Here is a 513-nt window from a genome sequence, read left to right as displayed (position 1 = left end):
TCCATCGCTTGGCGGACCACCTCCATTAAATAGCTGGCACTGGGGAAATATTGCACCACCGAGTTGATCACGATGGTATCGAAATACCCTGACGGTAAGCCCTCGGTGATATGCGCAGCCTGTGTGCGCAATTGGACATGGGAGGCCAGTTCCGGCTGCTGCGCCAACTGAGCGCGTAATGTCTTAATGGAAGGCGCGGAAAAGTCCGTGCCCCAATACGCTTCACAATGCGGCGCCAGGTGCGCGAGCAGCAGCCCCGTGCCTACGCCAATCTCCAGCACTCGCCGCGGTTGCAGCGCACGAATACGCTCAACCGCATCGGCGCGCCATGCTTGCATAGCCGACAACGGAATCGGCTGGCTATCGTAGCTGCTCTTCCAAATGTTGAAGTTTTCACCAAAGGAATAGTCTGCGTCGTCTTGATAATACGTATCGTAGACCTTCTGCCATTCTTCGACTTGGTTTGCCTCCGTCGTGAGATCTCGCTCGGCAGGAGCTTCATCGAGCACAATG

General features: G+C 55.9%; 1 protein-coding gene. It reads right to left on the bottom strand.

Features of this window, described 5'->3' with window-relative positions:
• A partial coding sequence (locus KQH55_RS16345; protein WP_235091710.1) for a bifunctional 2-polyprenyl-6-hydroxyphenol methylase/3-demethylubiquinol 3-O-methyltransferase UbiG occupies window positions 1-513 on the bottom strand: 513 nt, incomplete at both ends.

The sequence above is a fragment of the Mycetohabitans sp. B3 genome (assembly GCF_021498065.1).
In the GTDB taxonomy this organism is placed as follows: Bacteria; Pseudomonadota; Gammaproteobacteria; order Burkholderiales; family Burkholderiaceae; genus Mycetohabitans.
The sequence above is the reverse complement of the archived record's forward strand: the minus strand, read 5'-3'. Positions and strand labels throughout refer to the sequence as shown.